Origin of the sequence: Chitinophaga flava (assembly GCF_003308995.1) — a bacterium.
GTDB classification, from domain to species: domain Bacteria; phylum Bacteroidota; class Bacteroidia; order Chitinophagales; family Chitinophagaceae; genus Chitinophaga; species Chitinophaga flava.
On record NZ_QFFJ01000001.1, the window covers coordinates 1,206,502 to 1,224,962 of the forward strand.

The following is an 18,461-nucleotide window of genomic DNA, read 5'->3' on the forward strand; positions in this document are numbered from 1 at the left end:
GCGACATGAAAAAAATAGGCATTTTATTCGGACAGGAAAACACATTCCCACAGGCCCTGGCAGACAGAATAAACCAGATCAACCCTCCCGGTATCTTTGCTGAGTTTGTGACCATCGATAAAGTATTACAGGGTGCCGACAGTGGTTATGCCGTTATAATTGACCGAATCTCCCAGGATGTTCCTTTTTACCGTGCCTTCCTGAAAAATGCCGCCACCGCTGGTTGTGCCGTTATCAACAACCCATTCTGGTGGAGTGCCGACGATAAATTCTTTAACAACGCCCTTGCCGGGAAAATAGGCGTCAACGTGCCCCGCACCGTTTTACTGCCGTCGTATTCTTTGCCAGACAATACTACCGATAAGTCTTTCCGCAACCTTATCTATCCATTCGACTGGAACACCATCTTCAACTATATAGGCTTTCCTGCATACATGAAACCCTATGATGGCGGAGGATGGAAACATGTGTATCAGGTGGAAGACAAGGATGATTTTTTCCGCAAACACAGCGAAACAGGCCAGCTGGTCATGATGCTGCAGGAAGAAATTGATTACAGTCAATACTACCGCTGCTACTGCATCGGCTGTAAAGAAGTGCGTATCATGGCCTACAATCCGAAAAACGCGCCCCATCAGCGTTACCAGTCCGACTTCAAAGGCAGTACAGCGCTGATGGAACAGATCACCCAACAGGTGCTGGCACTCAATCAATATCTGGGCTACGACTTCAACACTGTAGAGATAGCTGTGCGGGGTGAAGTGCCTTATGCCATTGACTTCTGTAATCCCGCTCCTGATGCAGACATCCACTCCATCGGAGCAGAACATTTTGAATGGGTGGTGGAAACAAGCGCCCGTTACGCCATTGCGCGGGCGATGGCGCAGAAACCAGGAAAAGACAACCTTACCTGGGGACAGTTCATCCGGCATCGTACCCCGAAAAAAAACGCTGCAGTACCAACAGCCACGAAAAAAGCTACCAGTACTCCCGGAAAATCATCATCGGAAAGAGAAAAATCCGCTGGCAAAAAGATAAACGGGAAAAGTGTCACTTCAAAAAAAATCAAATCAAAAGAAAAATAAAAGACACTTTTTTCATAATGTGTAATTCGTAATTTCGAGAAAAATTTTAATCATGTTCAGGGCCTTTACGCTGGGTATAGAAGAAGAATATATGGTGATGGACCCCAGTACCCGGGAACTCCGGTCCCATGAGCAAAAAATTGTGGAGCAGGCCCATAAGGTAATACGGGACCAGGTAAAAGCAGAGTTTCACCAGGCCGTAGTGGAAGTGGGCACACAGATATGTGCCAATATACAGGAAGCGCGGGAAGATGTGGCCCTGTTGCGTCGCACCATTACTCAGATAGCCGGCGACCTGGGCTTCAGCATAGGCGCCTCCGGTACCCACCCTTTCAGCAAATGGGAAAAACAGCTGATCACCGACCATCCCCGTTATTTTGAGATCGTCAATGAAATGCAGGATGCAGCAAGGTCTAATCTGATCTTCGGACTGCATGTGCACGTAGGCATGGAAAACCGGGAGATGGCCATACATATCGCCAATTCTGTCCGTTATTTTCTGCCGCATATTTTTGCACTGAGTACCAACTCTCCTTTCTGGGAAGGCCGTAATACCGGCTTCAAATCCTTTCGTACCAAGGTTTTCGATAAATTCCCCCGTACCGGCATACCCGATTATTTTAGCAGCATAGAAGAATATGACAACTATATCAAGCTGCTGGTAAAAACCAATTGTATCGACAATGCCAAAAAAGTATGGTGGGATCTGCGTGTACATCCTTTCTTCAATACTGTGGAGTTCCGCATCTGCGATGTACCGATGACGGTAGATGATACCATCACGCTGGCAGGACTGTTTCAGGCAGTATGTGCCAAGATCTACAAGCTGCGTATGCAGAACCTGAACTTCATCCTCTACAACCGCGCGCTCATCAATGAAAACAAATGGCGGGCGTCCCGTTATGGTATTGATGGCAACCTGATCGACTTTGGAAAGGAAATGGAAGTCAACACACGGTCACTCATATACGAATTACTCGATTTTATTGATGATGTAGTCGATGACCTTGGTAGCCGTGAGGTGATCAATGCTACTGGCCGCATCCTCGAAAACGGCACCGGCGCCGACAGACAGCTGAAAATATTTGAGCAAACCAACGACCTGGTGGCCGTTACAGACTACATACATGGCCAGTTTCTGAAGAACTGCTGAGCCGGAATGACGGATTACCCGGCCGTAATTCGTAATTTTGCAGTATGCATCCAATCAAAAACAAGTGGAAGGTAGCTGTCCTGGATATGTATGAAGGTGTGCCCAACGAAGGCATGCGCTGTATCCGGGAAATACTGGTGCAATATGCAGCTATGCATGCACTGGATCTGCAATTTGATGAGTTTGAAGTAAGACTGCAGCAGCAGGTACCAGACACCTCCTATGATATTTACATCTCTACCGGTGGTCCTGGCAGCCCGGTAGACAGCGAAGGCAGTGCCTGGGAACAAAAATATTTCTCCCTCATAGAAACATTGCTTGAATGGAACCGTACCGCAGAACAGAAAAAGCCTGCCTTTTTTATCTGTCACTCCTACCAGATCATGTGCCGCTATTACAGGATCGGTAACGTCTGTAAGCGCAAATCCCCTGCCTTCGGGGTTTTCCCGGTACATAAAACCCATGCCGGCCTCCGGGAAAAAGTTTTCAGCGCCCTCCCCGATCCCTTTTATATCGTAGACAGCCGTAACTGGCAGGTGATAGAACTGAACCATCAAAACCTCGCGGCTATGGGCGGTCAGGTGCTGGCCATTGAAAAAGAAAGACCTCATGTACCGCTGGAACGCGCTACCATGGCCATCCGCTTCAATGATCATTTTATCGGCACCCAGTTCCATCCCGAAGCCGATGCAGACGGAATGCACATGTATCTTCTTCAGGAGGAAAAGAAAAAACAGGTGGTAGACAATCATGGCATGGAAAAATACAACAGCATGCTGGAACAACTCTCCGATCCGGACAAAATCATGCTCACCCACGACCGCCTGATTACCGCATTCCTCGACTATGCCGTTTATGGCGAGCTGTCAGACAGACTGGCCACTATCGAGCACCTGGAACAGGTGCCCGCTCACAACGACGACGAAAACACCTTTTTCTAATCCGTTTATTACACTATCATGATACCTGAAGTCAGAAAGGCTTATAATCAACAATTTACCGACGCCCGTTACCAGGCTTTCCTGGAAGGCATGGCCCAGGATGCGGGCATCGCACCCGATTTCCGTGTGGCCGAAACACCGGTATTTGTGCCCGCCGTCCTGACCACCAAACTGATACAGGCCTGTGAAGAGATTATCAACGTGATATTGCGGCCCGACTTTAAGTCTATCACCCAGGACGCCATACCTTCCGATCTGAAAGTGCCGCATGAAAACGAACATCCGCACTTTATTGTTATCGACTTCGCCGTTACCCGCGAAGAAGGCGGCGACCTTGCTCCCAAACTGATAGAATTACAGGGATTTCCTACCATGTACGCCTTTCAGGACGTGATGGCCCGGCAATATAAAAACCACTTCGATATTCCCGGACAGCTGAGCAATTTTTTTAATGGTATCGATGAAACAACCTACTATCAATTGCTCAGGAAAATGATCGTTGGCGAGCTTCCACCGGAAGAAGTGATCCTGCTGGAAGTAAAACCGGAAGAACAGAAAACACGTATCGACTTTTACAGTACAGAAAAATATATCGGCATCCGCACGGTATGCCTTACACAACTTATCCAGGAAGGTAAAAAACTGTTTTATCTGCGTGATGGCGTCAAAACGCCTGTGCAGCGTATCTACAACCGTATCATCTTTGATGATCTGCAGAAACAGTCCGCTGAACTGGGCACACATGTCAACCTGTTCCAGGACCTGGACGTGGAATGGATCACACACCCCAACTGGTTTTACCGGATCAGCAAATACACTATGCCTTTTATTCACAGCGAATTTGTGCCTAAGAGCTGGTTCCTCCATGAGCTGCCGGTGATACCTGCGGATCTCGAGAACTATGTGCTGAAACCCCTTTTCTCCTTTGCCGGCCAGGGTGTGCTGATAGATGTCACTCCCGCTGATATTGACAATATCAAAGACCCGGAGAACTGGATACTGCAACATAAAGTGAAATACGCCCCGGTCATCGAAACACCCACCGGACCTGCCATCTGCGAGATCAGAATGATGTATATATGGCCCGACAGCTCTCCCCGGCCCATCCTGGTACACAACCTGTCCAGGATCAGCAAGGGAAAGATGATCGGAGTGGGCTTCAACAGCACCGACACCTGGGTAGGTGGCAGCTGCTGCTTTTTTGAGTTCGCGTAATTATTTTTTCTGCTCCAGTTGCTGCATCCGCTTCTGAAGATCAATAATGTAGAGTGTCAGCTCTTCTACTTTTTGCAGTAGTTTCTGGTTGATTTCCGCCAGATCATGGCCGTTTTGCGCTACTTCTGCAGCGGAAGGCATTCCGGGAAGATGCTGATGCTCGCTGATATAATTCTCCACTTCCTGAAGGGAAGGCAATGTATAGTTTTTGCTGAAAACAAAGTCCGGCCATGCGTCTGCGGCAGTAGTAACCCTTACTTTGGTTGCCTGGATCGTGCCTTTCACTGCCAGTTTGGACTGGGGGTTGATAGTACCAATACCGATATTACCATCAGCATTAACATGGAACAGGTTGGTCCAATCCGCATTATACCCTTTTTCATAGAGGTCCCAGGATTTTGTTGTGGGACGCACACCGTAAGCAAATGTGCCATTCTGTATATCTGTTAGCCCTTTATAATTGGAATAAAAATCCGTGTTGGCAGAGGCAACATTTTTGGTGATATAGACAAAATCGTTTCCTAATTTATTCGTTGCATTGATAGCCATCATTCCTTGTCTTACCGGTTCACCCAGTACCAGACCTTCGCTGTTAAAAGTGTTGCCGGCAATATCTGTATAGGGCAACTTAAAAAAACGATCGGTATCAAAATCACATTTTAAGCCATAATTATCCGTTTTGGCCAGAAATCCTGTAGGTTCTACAAGTGTTTGACCAAAATTGCCTTCTGTCAGCGGGTTTCCATAAGTGATGAGATGAGTTCCTCTGCAATAAATTCCACCCCATTGAAAGTTGGACTTTACCCACAGCGCGTTGTTAAATACATAAAACGTAGCTGCGTAAGGATTCCCGGATGTACAACGGATTTCCATACCATCAAACCGGCCAACGGTGTAGTCAAACTTATCAATCCTCACCAGAAAGGTACCCTGCCGCTCAAAATAATTCGCATCTCCCTGTATCGAAACTTCTATTAAAGAGGCATACCGCGCACCGTTTTCATTCACCTGAGCTATTTTATAATAATACAGGTTCCAGGGAGAATTCGGTTCCTGGGTTGCTCCGACAAGCTTCCAGGGAGTTTCCGTCTGTGCATAAAGTTTCGGTAAAAAAGAACATAGCAGCACCATACAGGTGGCAAACAACCGGACATTTTTCATATGAGTATAGGTTTATTTTTTAGACATAGGGGTGCGCTCAGGTTAACATGCTACACATTTCACCTGCAAATAGAATAAAAAACAACCATAAGCGGACTGGTATCAACGTTTGATTTCGTGATAAACTTATCACACAAATACACTGCGCTGAGCTGTACTATCTTTATAATAAATATTTACTTTTATAACAATATGTCAACCTAACAAACTATCCTTATGTTTAGTAACCTTGCCATAGATGTGGCGCTGGGCCTGATTTTTATTTTTCTTTTGTACAGTTTGCTGGCCTCCATTGTACAGGAAATGATTGCCCGATTATTTAATGCGCGGGCGCGAATATTGACGAAGGGGCTTCGCCGGTTGCTGGAAGATAATGACCACAGCGGAGCGCTGGGGATTTTTGGGAGATTTACCTTTTTTAACTGGTTTTATGAGATGGGATGGAGTATAGTATACTTCTTTTCACCTTTTCACAAGAGTGCTTTTCTGAAGAAGTTTTATCATTCACCATCCATCAAATACCTGGGGGAAAACAGTGCCTCAGCGCGGCCTGCCTATATCAGCCCGCAGATATTTTCACAGACAATGGTCCATTTGCTACGGGGCCAGGCAACGGAAAATCAACCGGAAAAGGCAGCTATCAGCGAATGTCTAGCCCACAATACCCTGCAACTGGGACCGGATACCCTCGCCCATCTGCGCAATCTGTTTGAAGATGCCCAGGAGGATGTTCCTCAATTCCGTAAAAACATGGAAACCTGGTTCAATGAAACGATGACCCGTGCCAGCGGCTGGTACCGCAGACAAACACAGGTATGGCTGCTGATACTGGGAATGGGCATTGCTGCTGTCTTTAATGTAGACTCCATCGCGATTGCGCGTATCCTGATGAAAGATAAAAGCGCCCGCGAACAGATGGTACAGCTGGTAACCAGCCGGGAGCCTTCTTTTGCCGCTATGACGGACACGCTCCTGCAAAAAAACGTAATGCACCGTGACAGCGCCTATTTCCGCCATGATACCTCTTTCCAGGTGCTCATGAAAGATACGGCCCTGATCGGCATATATGGTATCCTCCGCCAGGATGCCGGTGATGCTCAAAGTGTACTGGGTATCAGCCGTTCCTGCGTAACCGATAGTACAGGAGGTAAAAAACGGACCCATTGCGGGTTTACACATCCTTATCAGCAAAATGGCTGGATGGTACTGGCTGGATGGATTATCACCTCACTGGCCATCTCGCTGGGAGCACCCTTCTGGTTTGACCTGCTGGGGAGGGTGGTAAAATTCAGAACTGCTCCACCGCAACGGTGATATATGTGATAAATGCAACTGTGATGGATATGATAAATGCTGATGCTCCTGATGGAGCGGAGATATAAGCGGGGAAAAAGTGAAAAATCAATACATTTCACTATCATCTTCGCATTTATCTTCGCTGATCAGGAGCATCAGTAAAATCAGTATTTATCACTGTTGCCAGGCGAGCATACCACCAACCAGGTTCTTTACATTGGTAAAGCCCATAGTTTCGAGCAGCATGCAAGCTTGTCCGCTACGGTTACCGCTGCGGCAGTATACAACGACTTCTTCGTCTTTCAGGTGTTCAATTTCGTCTATCTGCATAGTTTGCACGAGGCCCAGTGGAATATGGAAACCACCGATATTGAATTCGGCGCGTTCATGCGGTTCACGGACGTCCAGGATGTTCACGTGTTCACCGTTATCTATCCGCTGTTTCAGTTCTTCCTTTGTGATATTTTGCATGATATAAAATTATGGTCGGTTAAAAGATATTATTCTACTGTTGGTCAGCGGGTTGTGGCTGGACGGAGTCCTTTGCGGGTTTGGTAGCAGACAGCCACAGGTCCACGCTTTCACCGGCCCTCACCATGTTGTAGTCACCTATTTCATTTTTGCGGGCAGGTACCTGCTTGATAATATAGGCATTGGCTGTATCGGTTACGTTGGGATCGACGATGATAGTCCCGGTGCTCAGGTTGCTGGCGCTCAATGTTTCCTTTGCTTCTGCAAAGGTAAGCCCTACAAAGTTAGGCACGGGATTCTCGATGCTGCCGGTGCCACTGCTGATGATGAGTGTGATATTACTACCTTCGGCGATAGGTGTACCGGGTTTGATCCGTTTACCATTGAGCAGCTGCTGCAGCACAGTATTGGTGGCAAAGTCTGGCTTGTAGATAGTATCGCCTACGTTGAGACGCATGCTTTTAAGCATCATTTCCGCGCTGCGGAAAGTGAGGCCTTCCAGATCAGGCATTTTCACCATAGGAGCCACTACCTTGTTGACAGTCAGGTATATCGTTCTGCCTACTTTTACCTCGGCGCCCTTTTCAGGAGTCTGGACCCAAACAGACAGCGGAGGGATACTATCGATATAGATGGAATCTCTCACATCAGCCTCAAATCCGGCATTTTCCAGGATGGCCATTGCTTCTTTAACATTTTTCCCCCGCACGTCAGGTACAGTCAGATGTTTCCCATGTTTGGTAATGATGCCCAGCATAGAAAAAAACAACAGCGCCAGCACAAAAAAGAAGGCAATCACAATCAACAGGTTAAATGCAAAGGAGCGCTTGGTAATAAAGTCAAACACGATAATAAAATATTTAGTTAAAATTACTTTTTCATGCATTCTTCTAAGAGAGCGCCGTAAAACTCTTGTAAGGTTTTACCAGCGGCCCTTACCTGCTGCGGCACAAGGCTGTTTTCAGACTGGCCGGGCATGGTATTGGCTTCCAGGAAATACAGTTTTCCGGTAGCCTCTTCATAGATAAAATCAATCCTGGTGATGCCTTTGCAGTTCAGCTTATCGTACAAGGAAGACGCTGTTTGCTGCACCAGCAGGGTAATATCATCGGACACCGGAGCAGGTGTAATTTCGTTGGACACTCCCGGTGTATATTTCGCTTCGTAATCGAAGAACTCCTTGCTGCTCACCACTTCTGTGATAGGCAGTACATTGAGGGTACCATTGGCGCGGTACAGACCTATGGTCAGTTCCCTTCCTTTAATAAATTCTTCGATCAGTACCTGGTTATCTTCCTTAAAGGCCTTTTCTATGGCTGCCGGCAGCTCTTCCGCCGTTTTCACTTTAGACATACCGATGCTGCTGCCACCTTCTGCCGGTTTAACGAAAACGGGCAAACGCAGTTGCTGCAGGATGGCATTCACATCGTGAGGCTGATCGCGGAATACGTGTACGGATTTGGACACATTTACCACATTCAGGGCTGCCACCACCTTATTGCAATAGCTTTTGTTGAAGGTCAGCGCCGAGGTCACCATGCCGCAGCTGGTGTAAGGGATATCCAGCATTTCGAAATAACCCTGCAAACGGCCGTCTTCTCCGGGTGTACCGTGTATACCGATAAACACGGCATCAAATTTTATCTTGTTACCCCCGATATTCAGGGAGAAGTCATTTTTATCAATTTCATGGACCGAACCATCAGGGGCAGTATAGCTCCATCCCTGTTTGGTAACAATAATCTTATATACAGCATATTTGCTGCTGTCCAGGTTTTTTTCTATCGTTACAGCGCTCTGTACGGATATCACATATTCTCCGGAATATCCACCGGCAACCAAAGCTATGTTCTTCTTCATAAGATATTTTAACAATAAGCGGGTAAAGTTAAATGTTATTTGTTAATTGTCAACAGCAGGTCAGTTGGCCTTTTCATTAATTTCCGGTGGTCGGCGGGGGATCTTTTATGGGAGGGGACTCCGGTACAAAAAAGCCGTCCGGAAGCTACCGAACGGCTTTTAATGATTTTCCAGGTATATATTAGAGGTGCAGTTTCTCTTTTTTAGCCATCAGTTCATCTACTGTTTCCTGGTACATTTCGTCCGGAACGCAGCAGTCAACCGGGCAAACAGCCGCACACTGTGGTTCTTCGTGGAAACCCTGGCATTCAGTACATTTATTCGGTACTATATAGTATGTGTCCACGCTGATAGGGGCATTCCGCTGGTCAGCGTCCATCTGGCTTCCGTCCATCAGGGTATACGTACCTTTCACTGTGGTACCATCAGAAAGTGCCCATTCCACACCGCCTTCATAGATTGCATTATTGGGACATTCCGGTTCACAGGCGCCACAATTTATACATTCATCTGTTATCTTAATTGCCATAGAGTAAACTTTTTTAGAAGTAAGCCATTAATTTTGTGCAACAAAAATAAAATTTTCCCGGTTTAATTAAGTCAAATATTTATAAGAGTTTCATGAATATAGCAGAAAAAGAAGCAGCGTTGGTACGCCTGGGCCAGTATCTGGCAGGCAACAGTCCGGAATTGGAAGCAGTAAAGGAGCGTGCTTATCTCGCCAATGGCTGGTTTACACCTGCTTTTATTAATCAATCCATCCGGAATATCTGTCAATACTACCTTGATCCCGAAGCCCTTCAGCGCTGGCTCGGGCAATACCCTGCCGCCGCCCTGGAGAGGGAGCCTAAAAAAGTAGGCATCGTAGTGGCTGGCAATATTCCTCTGGTAGGCTTCCACGACTGGCTCTGCGGATTTATCAGCGGCCATCATGTAAAAATGAAATTATCTTCCAAAGATGAGGTGCTCATGCGCCATATCCTGGAAAAAATGGCAGAATGGTACCCCGAACAGGCCCAGCAGACCGAAATAATGGACATGCTGAAGAATTGTGACGCCTATATCGCCACCGGCAGCAACAATTCGGCCCGTTACTTTAACTATTACTTCTCCAAATACCCTCATATCATCCGGCATAACCGTACTTCCGCAGCTATTCTTACCGGCAGGGAAAATGCTGCCGAACTGGAAGCACTGGCAGACGATGTTATGCTGTATTTTGGCCTGGGCTGCCGTAACGTAACCAAAATAATGGTACCCGAAGAGTATGATTTTGAGCCATTACTCAACGCCCTCCGTAAATACGATTACCTGGCTGATCACCACAAATACAAAAACAACTACGACTATAATCTGGCCCTGTTCCTGCTCAACAGCAGCCATTATCTGACCAACGGCAGCATACTGCTTCATGAGGCAGCCTCCCTGTTCTCTCCTCTCAGTGTGCTGCACTATGGATACTATAAAGATATACAGCAGCTGAAAGCCGACATGACCGCCGAACCGGATCTGCAATGCCTGGTAGGGCAACAGTTTACCCCCTTCGGGCAAGCCCAGCAACCTTCCCTGTCTGACTATGCAGACGGTGTGGATACGCTGGCTTTCCTCCTGGAACTGTAGTCAGCAAAAAAACTCAAAGGGAGGCAACGTGATGAACTTTGCCTTCCTTTACCTTTACCCTTTACCGTAGCCGCTTCCTAACTTTTTGTCTCTCTTTTTGTTATATTGTCACTGCCCCGGTGTTATCCTGTCAGCATACTTTTAATCGTATTTAACGAATGGTATAAAAATCTGTTAAAGTAAATGCCACCTATTGCGTTTCATTTGCGGCCGCGGCTAAATTTGTATCGAAGGCACATAAATTGATCTTAACTTTCTACGTTATATATAAACTTAAATAGTATCACAACGCTAAACACACTATAATATGAAATTCAAGCAAATTGTTACGACAGTGTTGATCAGTGCTGTAACTGCCGCTGCAGCCATATTTGTGTATGGCAAATACTTCGAAGGCAGGCAACCGGGCATTTTTCAGAACGGCTCCAATGACATCCCTGTAAATTACGCGAGGTACATGCCTGGCACAGAAACCAAAAGCAACGCTGCTCCCCCATCCGACTTTGTTACTTCAGCCAGGGTTGCGGTTCCTGGCGTAGTTCATATCAAAACAAAGATAAATCCCCGTCAGGTTACAAATGGATTGCAGCGTCAGCGCAGTATCCTGCAGGACCTCTTCGGCGACGAATTCTTCGGCGACGAATTTAACGGAGGCGGAGGTGGCCGTCGTTATTACATTCCCGGCCAGATGGCTTCCGGTTCCGGTGTACTGATCTCTGATGATGGTTATATCGTTACCAACAACCACGTGATCGCCGATGCCGACGAGATCACCGTTTCCCTCAGCAATGAAAATAAAACCTTCAAAGCTAAACTGGTTGGTACAGACCCCAGCACAGACCTCGCCGTTATCAAAATCCCCGCCCGGAACATGCCCTATCTCCTGTATGGTAACTCCGACAATGTGGAAATCGGTCAATGGGTACTGGCTGTAGGATACCCGCTTAACCTCGATGCTACCGTTACTGCCGGTATCGTAAGTGCCAAGTCAAGGTCTATCGGTATCAATAAAAGCGGTGGCAAAATCAATAATTCCATCGAATCTTTCATTCAAACCGATGCTGCCGTAAACCAGGGAAACAGTGGTGGCGCGTTGGTGAATACAGCCGGTGAACTGATCGGTATCAACTCCGCTATTGCCTCCCCTACCGGTTCCTACGCAGGTTATTCCTACGCTATACCGGTTAACCTGGTGAAAAAAGTGGTGAACGATCTTATGAAATATGGTAGTGTGCAAAGGGCTTACCTCGGCGTGAAATATGCCTCCCCTGCCGCCATCGCTTCTATGAGTGATGACCAGCTGCGGGAAATCGGTGTAAGAAGAGATGTAAACGGCGTACAGATCACCGAAGTAATGGACAACAGCTCCGCAGCTTCAGCTGGCCTCCGTCAGGGCGATGTGATCACTAAAATCAATGGCGTAGGCATCAACGGTTCTTCCCAAATGAGCGAACAGGTTGCCCGCTACAAACCAGGCGATAAAATCAGCCTCACCTACCTGCGCGACGATAAGGAATTTACTGCCAACAACATCACGCTTAAAAACCTTCAGGGCACCACAGATGTGGTAAGAATTACCAATCTGGATAAGCTCGGCGCTGACCTGTCTGATCTTAGCAAAGATGAAGCAGCCAGCATTGGCGTAAAAGGCGGGATTAAAGTAAATGATATCAATACCGGTATCCTGAAAAAACAAACCAGCATGGTACCCGGCTTTGTAATCCTTAAAGCCGGTAATACCCCGGTTACTTCCGTAAATGCGCTGAGTGCTGTTCTGGAAAAGGAAAAGAATGTACAACTGGTTGGTTTCTATCCGCAAAGAGGTGGTAATATCTACTATTACAATATCAATACTGGCGGTAAAGGAGCCGAAGACCTCTAAGTCAGTTACGAATTATCAATTACGAATTTTTCCCACGTAATTGGTAATTCGTATTTCGTAATAAAAAAAGCCCCGTTTCATAATACGAAGCGGGGCTTTTTCATTAATGTACAAGTAAAGTCTGGACAAACTAACAAGTAATAGCTAGATCTATGAAAACCCATAATGAAAATAAGATAAGTATATGACGTTCTTTTACACAACTTCGTGAACATAGTAATCCAGACAGGGAACGCACAAAAAAGCCGGTTAAGCGCATGGCCACCGGCTTAAAATATTTATAAAACGTAAAATTACAGGTTGATCACCCCTTTCAGCTGGGTAAAGAACTCGTCTTTTTTACGGGAAGAGATCGGGATATTTTTCTGATCGCTCATCACCACGGCTGTTCCCAGTCCTTTGATAATCTTAACGATATGGTGAATATTGATCAGAAATGACTTGTGTACGCGATAGAATCCCTTGTCGGACAACATTTCTTCATATTCCTTCAGTGATTTGGAAATCAGGTGGGAAACGTTGTTGATCAACTGGATTTTGGTATAACTGTCAAATGCTTCACAGTAGATAATATCTTTCAGATCGATCACATTATACCCGTCATTTACCGGGATAACGATCTTGGAGAAGGCGTTATCGTTGTTTTTAACGTAATCTTTCAGAATAGAGGCCAGTTCGTTGAGACGGCCTTTTTTGCTTTTCTTTACCTTTTCCAGGGCATCTTCCACCTCACTCACCTTAATAGGTTTCAGCAGGTAGTCCAGTGCGGCAAATTTGATGGCCTGTAAAGCGTATTCCTGGAAAGCAGTGATAAAAATGACCTCAAAATTCAGTACAGGGAACATTTCCAATAACTGAAACCCATTGTGCGGAGGCATTTCAATATCCAGGAACAGCACATCAATGGGGTTATTTTTAATCATTTCTGCCGCCTCATTAATATTCTGCGCTTCTCCAACTACCGTAACATCTTTACAGTAGTTTTCCAAAATATTGCGCAAAATATGAATGTTGCGGACTTCATCGTCTACAATGGCAGCTTTTATATTACTCATAACATCTTAACAATGGGAATCAGGATTTCGACCAAGGTACCTTCCTTGTTGCCGAAACCAGATTTAAATTTATCAATAATTTCTAACTTTCCAACACTTCCATTAAAAGATTTTATAATCTGCAATCTTTCCTTTATCACGCTCAGCGCGGTAGATTCATGTTTGATCAGTCTGGAACTCTTGATACTATTGGACTTGTCCCAGCCTATTCCATCGTCATCTACGGAGCAGTAAAGCAGATCATCTACCATCTCTATCCGGATTTCCAGGGTCCCACTGCTGTTTTTAGGCGCCAATCCGTGTTTAATGGCGTTTTCCACAATGGGCTGGATAATCATGGGCGGAATATATATGGTATAATCTTTCAAAGTGTCTTCCATGATAAAATGGTAGGTAAAGGAGTGGGCAAAACGGATTTTTTCCAGCTCCAGGTACCGGGTCAGAAAAGCGATTTCCTCTTCCAGGGAAATGTAGGATTTGCGGGAATTGTTGAGCATCTGGCGCATCAGCGTTGCAAAGTCTGCCAGGAAGTTCAATGCCTGCTTTTCTTCTTTTTCCAGAATCAGGTGTTGTACCGAGTTGAGGGAGTTGAAGATGAAATGCGGGTTCATCTGGTTAGTCAATGCCTTGGCTTCCAGCTCGGCGATACGCCGGTTGTATTCTGTTTTTCGTTTTTCGGCCTGTTTGATACGTTTTACGATATAACGCAGCACCACCAGAATCAGCAGCAGCCCTGCCAGCAGGAGGATGCCCCTGGCCCACCATTGCTGGTACCATTGTGGCAGGATACTGACATTCAGGTTGAGTGGTTTGGACCAGTCGCTTTTATACTTACGGGCCCTCACCATCAGTTTGTAGCTGCCGGGTTGCAGGTCGGGGAACGGGATGATATTGGACATAGTAGTCACCCATCCGTTGGTCGTATCTCCCGAAAAATTATATTGGTATTCCACCAGCTCGGGCAGGTCGAACACGATGGTCCCGAACTCTGCTTCAAAAGAGGCTTTACGTTTGTACAGGTGAATAAAATCATTACCAGGCATATAGGTACTGTCGCCATACCGGATGTAACTGAGGTAAATCACGGGAGGTATGGTATCTACAGGCAGATGATCGCCTTTAAAGTAACAGAGACCGTTGGAGGTAGCAATGTACAGCTTGCCGTCATCCGTATACACACCGCGGATATCGTCAGACATTAGTCCGTCGTTGGAAGTGATATTACGGGTGATAGCCAGTTTGTGGATATCAATAACAGATACTCCTTTGTTGGTGGCCACATACAGGCGGTCCTGTCCATCGTAGTACAGTTGCTGGCAGATATCGCTGGCCAGATTGTTGGCAGACGACAGGTGTTTCACCATCGAATCGCCGTGCATGACATAGATGCCCTGGTCGCTGGTACCGATCCACAGGTAACCATTGATCCATTTAAGGTCTTTGATACTGAGTTTCCGGGAGGTATCGTTGCGGGAAGGTTCCAGTTTATGTTTGTTGTCGGAGCACCAATAGAGGCCATTGCTGGTACCTACAAAATAGGTAGAATCGCTTACACAGGCAATAGAGGTGACCATCATATCAAGGTCGCCGATGGTATAATCATCGAGGGCGATGATCTGATTTTTGGCGGCTATCCTGATTTTGCCGGAAGGCGATACTTCCACGTCCTTCAGCATTTTAACAGCTTTCAGCTGGGAAGTCTTAAAGGTGGCGGTATTAAAGAGCGCCAGGCCGTTGTCTGTACCGATCAGCACCTGATTTTCCTTATAGGGCACCATGGTGAGCAGGCTGTTACGGCCACTGGCAGTATCGATAGTGAACTGGCGGATAGTCCCGTTTCCGCTGATGGTATTCAGAATACCGGCATTTTGTCCTACCAGCAGCATATCATTTTTTTTGTCTTTACAGATGCTGAAGATAGAGTGGGAATAGAGTCCGTTAGTATTATCGAGATAGCTGAAATAAAAGTTTTTGTAGGGGATATTGTATACGCCGTCACCAAAGGTGGTAATCCAGATATTACCATCCCGGTCTTTCAGGAGGGAGGTAATATTGTGGTTATCCAGCAGTTTGATGATCTTTCTTTCTCCCTTAAAAAAGTCTTTGATGTAGTATAAGGTCCGTTGGGTACCTACCCAAAGGTTATCGTTATCGAGACAGATATTACTGATTTCGTCTTTGATACCCCAGTCTGCGCCGTTGAAAAAACACACCAGATCTTTGATGGTATAGGAGTATAAGGCATTTTTGAGTATCAGGATGGAGTGGTCCCTAACACGGCTTGTCAGTTCCGGATCAAAGGGGTAAGGGCAGAGGGACAGTATTTTCTGGTCCGGATTTGCCGGATCTCTCAGCCCATCAACATGAAAGGAGTTTTGCAGGGGGTGAAAGATGGTATCATTCCGGATCAGGAAAAGGAGGTTAGTACCAGAGGCTGAGCCTTTTTCGTAGGTTGTTTTTTTGCCATTGTACTGTACAATACGGCTGTTGGTATTGAAGAACCAGATAACGCCTTTTTTACCTTCGAAGGCGTACTGCATGTAGTGACTACCGCTGTTGAATGCCAGCGAAGAGTCGTTGTATTCACTATGGATACGGGAATTGGCGTAGAAAGATGGTTTACCGTTGAGGGTAAAGAACCATAATCTTCCTTGAGTGTCTGCGGCGAGTTTTACGACATCATTGTCTGTGAGGCCGTCTTTTTTGGCATAGTTGCGAAAGCGTTTTCCGTCGAATTTACTGACGCCGGTGGGAGTAGCAAACCAGATGAATCCGTCTTTGTCCTGCACGGCGGCATATACAGTAGCATTAGCCAACCCATCTTTCACATTATAGTTGCGGATCATCAGGCCCTGGGCCAGTGCGTTGTAACCTGTGCAAAAGATGACCAGCCACCATAACAGTATGAAACGGGTAATGGACATCAACTTAAAATTACGAATTACGAATTATGAATTATGAATTGCGAACTACAAATTACGTTTTTTGTAATTCGTAGTCCGCAAATTCATAATTGATACTAGTATGCTCTGGCAAACAGCACCCGTTCTTTAGAAGGTTTACCGGTCAGGATGCAGGTACCTGCTTCCTGAGGGTTGTCCAGCGGTATACAACGGATTGTTGCTTTAGTGCGTTCTTTGATGATTTCTTCCGTTTCAGGCGTACCATCCCAATGGGCGGCGATGAAACCACCTTTTTCGTCGAGTACTTTTTCAAACTCTTCGAAGGTATCTACCCGGGTGATGTGGCTATCGCGATAGTTTTTGGCTTTCTCGAAGAGGTTCTGTTGTATTTCTTCGAGCAGATCGCTGATACGGCCAGCCAGTCCGTCGAGGGAGAGGCTCATTTTTTCTTTGGTATCACGGCGGGCTACTTCGGCGACATTGTTTTCGAGGTCTCTTGCGCCAATGGCTATACGAACGGGTACGCCTTTCAGTTCGTATTCAGCGAATTTCCAGCCCGGACGGTTATTGTCGGAGTCGTCGTATTTCACGCGGATGCCGGCTTTTTTCAGTTCGGCAACGATGGTGTTTACTTTTTCGTCGAGGGCCGCTTTCTGGTCGGCGCCTTTATAGATAGGCACGATTACTACCTGGAGCGGAGCGATGCGGGGAGGCAGTACCAGGCCCTGATCGTCGCTGTGCACCATGATGAGGCCACCGATCAGGCGGGTGGATACGCCCCATGAGGTAGCCCATACGTAATCGAGTTTGTTTTCCTTGTTGGAGAACTGTACGTCAAATGCTTTGGCGAAGTTCTGGCCGAGGAAGTGGGAGGTACCTGCCTGCAGGGCTTTACCATCCTGCATGAGTGCTTCCACGCAATAGGTATTGACAGCTCCGGCGAATCTTTCGCTTGCCGTTTTTACGCCTTTGATAACGGGCACAGCCATGTAGTGTTCGGAGAAATCAGCGTAGACGTTGAGCATCTGTTCTGTTTCAGCGATCGCTTCTTCGGCGGTGGCATGAGCAGTATGACCTTCCTGCCAGAGGAATTCGGCGGTGCGGAGGAAGAGGCGGGTGCGCATTTCCCAGCGTACCACGTTGGCCCACTGGTTTACCAGCAGGGGGAGGTCGCGGTAAGACTGTATCCAGTCTTTATAAGTATTCCAGATAATTGTTTCTGAAGTGGGGCGGACGATCAGCTCTTCTTCGAGTTTAGCATCCGGATCCACTATTACCCCTCCGCCGTTGGGGTCATTTTTGAGGCGGTAGTGTGTTACAACGGCGCATTCCTTGGCGAAGCCTTCCACGTGGGCGGCTTCTTTGCTGAGGAAGCTTTTGGGGATAAACAAGGGGAAGTAGGCGTTCTGGTGACCGGTTTCCTTGAATTTACTGTCCAGGACATCGCGCATGGCTTCCCATAGCGCGTAGCCGTATGGTTTGATTACCATACAGCCTCTAACGGCAGAATAATCTGCCAGACCGCCTTTCAGCACCAGGTCGTTATACCATTTTGAATAATCTTCCGAACGGGCTGTAATCTCTTTACTCATAAATAAAATAACTAATTTATATATCTTTAAATTTAAGCCAAAAATCCACGAATTTATCCAGCGAAAAATAAACTTCCGGCGGTGCCCAGTGAATGGATCAAACCGGCGTAGTTTTTGTCCCAAATATTTAAAAAGAAAATGCTACAAACCTACATGAAAATCATAAAGGTGCAAATAGTCTGGCTAAAATAAAATAACCGGGAGCTCTTCCTGTAACTTTGTGGTAT

The 18,461-nt window shown here is 46.4% G+C and carries 15 protein-coding genes; 7 read left to right on the forward strand and 8 right to left on the reverse strand.

Going from position 1 to position 18,461, the window contains the following annotated elements:
* The first annotated feature begins 5 nt into the window (after positions 1 to 5).
* The 4 genes from DF182_RS04675 to DF182_RS04690 are packed head-to-tail and all read left to right on the forward strand — an operon-like array spanning position 6 to position 4,394.
* Entirely contained in the window at positions 6 to 1,085 is a 1,080-nt protein-coding gene (locus tag DF182_RS04675) for an ATP-grasp domain-containing protein (protein WP_113614504.1), read from the forward strand.
* Between the two features lie 52 nt (positions 1,086 to 1,137).
* A complete protein-coding gene (locus DF182_RS04680) occupies positions 1,138 to 2,238 on the forward strand; it encodes a carboxylate-amine ligase (RefSeq protein ID WP_113614505.1) in 1,101 nt (366 codons plus the stop codon).
* Positions 2,239 to 2,282: 44 nt separating this feature from the next.
* Positions 2,283 to 3,179 (forward strand): type 1 glutamine amidotransferase, encoded by an 897-nt coding sequence (locus DF182_RS04685; protein WP_113614506.1) that lies wholly within the window; start codon positions 2,283 to 2,285, stop codon positions 3,177 to 3,179.
* A gap of 18 nt (positions 3,180 to 3,197) precedes the next feature.
* A complete protein-coding gene (locus tag DF182_RS04690) occupies positions 3,198 to 4,394 on the forward strand; it encodes a hypothetical protein (RefSeq protein WP_113614507.1) in 1,197 nt (398 codons plus the stop codon).
* Here the strand turns inward: DF182_RS04690 and DF182_RS04695 are convergent, their stop codons facing one another.
* Positions 4,395 to 5,555 (reverse strand): tail fiber protein, encoded by a 1,161-nt coding sequence (locus DF182_RS04695; protein WP_113614508.1) that lies wholly within the window; start codon positions 5,553 to 5,555, stop codon positions 4,395 to 4,397.
* 216 nt (positions 5,556 to 5,771) lie between these two features.
* Here DF182_RS04695 and DF182_RS04700 point away from each other — a divergent pair, with 216 nt between their 5' ends.
* Positions 5,772 to 6,869, forward strand: a complete 1,098-nt coding sequence (locus DF182_RS04700; RefSeq protein WP_113614509.1) for a hypothetical protein — start codon at positions 5,772 to 5,774, stop codon at positions 6,867 to 6,869.
* 156 nt (positions 6,870 to 7,025) lie between these two features.
* On the opposite strand, the gene DF182_RS04705 is transcribed toward DF182_RS04700, so the two are convergent.
* The 4 genes from DF182_RS04705 to DF182_RS04720 all read right to left on the reverse strand — a co-directional run bounded on the left by DF182_RS04705 (position 7,026) and on the right by DF182_RS04720 (position 9,711).
* Entirely contained in the window at positions 7,026 to 7,322 is a 297-nt protein-coding gene (locus tag DF182_RS04705) for a rhodanese-like domain-containing protein (RefSeq protein WP_113614510.1), read from the reverse strand.
* 34 nt (positions 7,323 to 7,356) lie between these two features.
* The gene (locus tag DF182_RS04710) at positions 7,357 to 8,169 is read right to left on the reverse strand and encodes a PASTA domain-containing protein (RefSeq protein ID WP_161964053.1); all 813 of its coding nucleotides are present in this window, start codon (positions 8,167 to 8,169) and stop codon (positions 7,357 to 7,359) included.
* Positions 8,170 to 8,192: 23 nt separating this feature from the next.
* Positions 8,193 to 9,182: a D-alanine--D-alanine ligase gene (locus tag DF182_RS04715; protein WP_113614512.1), complete on the reverse strand. Its 990-nt coding sequence runs from the start codon at positions 9,180 to 9,182 to the stop codon at positions 8,193 to 8,195.
* A gap of 181 nt (positions 9,183 to 9,363) precedes the next feature.
* Positions 9,364 to 9,711 (reverse strand): 4Fe-4S dicluster domain-containing protein, encoded by a 348-nt coding sequence (locus DF182_RS04720; RefSeq protein ID WP_113614513.1) that lies wholly within the window; start codon positions 9,709 to 9,711, stop codon positions 9,364 to 9,366.
* 92 nt (positions 9,712 to 9,803) lie between these two features.
* On the opposite strand from DF182_RS04720, the gene DF182_RS04725 reads away from it, so the two are divergent.
* Both DF182_RS04725 and DF182_RS04730 read left to right on the forward strand, forming a co-directional pair.
* The gene (locus DF182_RS04725) at positions 9,804 to 10,802 is read left to right on the forward strand and encodes an acyl-CoA reductase (RefSeq protein WP_113614514.1); all 999 of its coding nucleotides are present in this window, start codon (positions 9,804 to 9,806) and stop codon (positions 10,800 to 10,802) included.
* Positions 10,803 to 11,109: 307 nt separating this feature from the next.
* Entirely contained in the window at positions 11,110 to 12,684 is a 1,575-nt protein-coding gene (locus DF182_RS04730; protein ID WP_113614515.1) for a trypsin-like peptidase domain-containing protein, read from the forward strand.
* Between the two features lie 293 nt (positions 12,685 to 12,977).
* Here the strand turns inward: DF182_RS04730 and DF182_RS04735 are convergent, their stop codons facing one another.
* The 3 genes from DF182_RS04735 to proS all read right to left on the reverse strand — a co-directional run bounded on the left by DF182_RS04735 (position 12,978) and on the right by proS (position 18,234).
* Positions 12,978 to 13,739 (reverse strand): LytR/AlgR family response regulator transcription factor, encoded by a 762-nt coding sequence (locus DF182_RS04735; protein WP_078672331.1) that lies wholly within the window; start codon positions 13,737 to 13,739, stop codon positions 12,978 to 12,980.
* Positions 13,736 to 16,663, reverse strand: a complete 2,928-nt coding sequence (locus tag DF182_RS04740; protein ID WP_113614516.1) for a sensor histidine kinase — start codon at positions 16,661 to 16,663, stop codon at positions 13,736 to 13,738. Before DF182_RS04740 ends, DF182_RS04735 begins: the two co-directional genes overlap by 4 nt.
* A 95-nt stretch (positions 16,664 to 16,758) precedes the next feature.
* Positions 16,759 to 18,234 carry a proline--tRNA ligase gene (proS, locus tag DF182_RS04745; protein WP_113614517.1) on the reverse strand — a complete coding sequence of 492 codons (1,476 nt, stop codon included), beginning with the start codon at positions 18,232 to 18,234 and terminating at the stop codon, positions 16,759 to 16,761.
* Positions 18,235 to 18,461: the final 227 nt, after the last annotated feature.